Below are 2,312 nucleotides of genomic sequence, written 5' to 3' on the forward strand. Positions count from 1 at the left end.
CCCGCTCCCCCGGCCGTCCCGGCGCCCGGGGCGGGCCCGGGCGGCCCGCTCCGGCGGCTGCTGCGCCGGCTCAGCCCGCGCCGTGGTCGCGGTACTGGAAGATGAAGCCGGCGACGGCGAGCGCGAGCACCAGGGCGCCGACGACGATCAGCCACCGCGCGAACACCAGCCCCAGGGCGAAGACCGTCACGCCGACCGCCGCGAGGACCGGGTAGCCGCTGCGGGCCGGGAAGAACCCCACCGGCCCGGCGGCCTCCGCGATCTCGGCCTCCTCGCGGTCCTGCGCCCGGCCGCCGCCCGACCGCCGGTACTGGACGAACCAGAACAGCGCGACCAGACCGGACATCAGGAACGCCACCGTCAGGATCGCCTTGCCGGCCGGCTCGCGGGCCCAGAGTCCGTAGACCAGCCCGGTCACCGCGAAGAACGCGGTCATCACCGCGAACAGCCACCCCTCCGCCTTCACCGCCCGCTCCCCCGTCCGCCGGTAGGGCCGTACGGCACACCGGAGTCGCCGGTCGGCGACTCCGCCGCGGACACCTCCGGGTGGTGCAGGTCGAAGGCCGGCGACTCCGAGCGGATCCGGGGCAGCGCGTGGAAGTTGTGCGGCGGCGGCGGGCTGGAGGTGGCCCACTCCAGCGACCGGCCCCAGCCCCACGGGTCGTCCTCGGCGACCTTCTCGCCGTACCTGGTGGTCCGCCAGACGTTGTAGAAGAACGGCAGGTTGGAGACCCCGAGCAGGAACGAGCCGATCGAGGCGCACACGTTCAGGGCCGTGAAGTCGTCCACCGCCAGGTAGCTCGCGTAGCGGCGCGGCATCCCCTGGGCGCCCAGCCAGTGCATCACCAGGAAGGTGGTCTGGAACCCGGTGAACAGGATCCAGAAGTGCGCCTTCCCCAGCTTCTCGTCGAGCATCTTCCCGGTGAGCTTCGGCCACCAGAAGTAGAAGCCCGCGAAGGTGGCGAAGACGACCGTCCCGAACAGCACGTAGTGCAGGTGGGCCACCACGAAGTAGCTGTCGGTGACGTGGAAGTCGATCGGCGGCGCCGCCAGCAGCACCCCGCTCAGCCCGCCGAACAGGAAGGTCACCAGGAAGCCGACCGACCAGAGCATCGGGGTCTCGAAGGAGAGCGAGCCGTTCCACATCGTCCCGACCCAGTTGAAGAACTTCACCCCGGTGGGCACCGCGATGAGGAAGGACATCATCGCGAAGAACGGCAGCAGCACCTGGCCGGTGGCGAACATGTGGTGCGCCCACACCGACATGGACAGCGCCGTGATGGCGATGGTCGCGCCGACCATCCCGTGGTAGCCGAACAGCGGTTTGCGGCTGAACACCGGGATGATCTCGCTGATGACGCCGAAGAACGGCAGCGCGACGATGTACACCTCCGGGTGGCCGAAGAACCAGAACAGGTGCTGCCACAGCAGCGCCCCGCCGTTCGCCGCGTCGAAGGCGTGCGCGCCGAACTTGCGGTCCGCCTCCAGGCAGAGCAGCGCGGCGGTCAGCACCGGGAAGGCCAGCAGCACCATGACCGAGGTGAACAGCACGTTCCAGGTGAAGACCGGCATCCGGAACAGCGTCATGCCCGGCGCCCGCAGGCAGGTGATGGTGGTGATGAAGTTGACCGCGCCCAGGATGGTGCCGAGGCCGGCCACCACCAGGCCGAACGCCCACAGGTCCCCGCCCGCCCCCGGCGAGAACAGCGGACCGTTCAGCGGCGCGTAGGCGAACCAGCCGAAGGAGGGCGCGCCCCCGGTGGTGAGGAAGCCGCTCAGCACCGTCAGCCCGCCCAGCAGGAACGCCCAGTAGGTGAAGGCGTTCAGCCGGGGGAAGGCGACGTCCGGCGAGCCGATCTGCAGGGGCATGATCGCGTTGGCGAACCCGGCGAAGGTCGGGGTGGCGAACAGCAGCAGCATGATCGTGCCGTGCATGGTGAACAGCTGGTTGTACCGCTCGTTCGACAGCAGCCCGGTGTCCGGCCCCAGCAGCTGGGCCCGCATCAGCAGCGCGAGCACGCCCCCGACCAGGAAGAAGCCGAAGGCCGTCGCCAGATAGAGGTTCCCGATGACCTTGTGGTCCGTGGTGAACAGCCAGCGCAGCAGCGTGCTGCCCTGCCGGACCCTCACCCGGGTGCGGTCCCGCGCGGGGGGCGGCGCGGTGGACGAAGCGTTCATGGAACCTCCGCAGCGGAGCCGGTGACGCCCCCGGTCGCGGCGCCGACCCCCTCCCCGGCCCGGCGGAGGGCCCGCCCTCGCACGCCATCGCCGACCCTAGCGGCGGCGGCCCGGGCCGCCGGGGCGCCACGCGG

General features: G+C 71.2%; 2 protein-coding genes. Both read right to left on the bottom strand.

Translation table 11 applies throughout. From position 1 onward, the window contains the following. Positions 1 to 70: 70 nt before the first annotated feature. Entirely contained in the window at positions 71 to 466 is a 396-nt protein-coding gene (locus AE652_RS39750) for a cytochrome c oxidase subunit 4 (protein WP_049660513.1), read from the bottom strand. Next, the gene (ctaD, locus tag AE652_RS39755) at positions 463 to 2,178 is read right to left on the bottom strand and encodes a cytochrome c oxidase subunit I (RefSeq protein WP_049660515.1); all 1,716 of its coding nucleotides are present in this window, start codon (positions 2,176 to 2,178) and stop codon (positions 463 to 465) included. Before ctaD ends, AE652_RS39750 begins: the two co-directional genes overlap by 4 nt. Positions 2,179 to 2,312: the final 134 nt, after the last annotated feature.

Origin of the sequence: Kitasatospora sp. MY 5-36 (assembly GCF_001182915.1) — a bacterium.
Taxonomy (GTDB): Bacteria; Actinomycetota; Actinomycetes; order Streptomycetales; family Streptomycetaceae; genus Kitasatospora.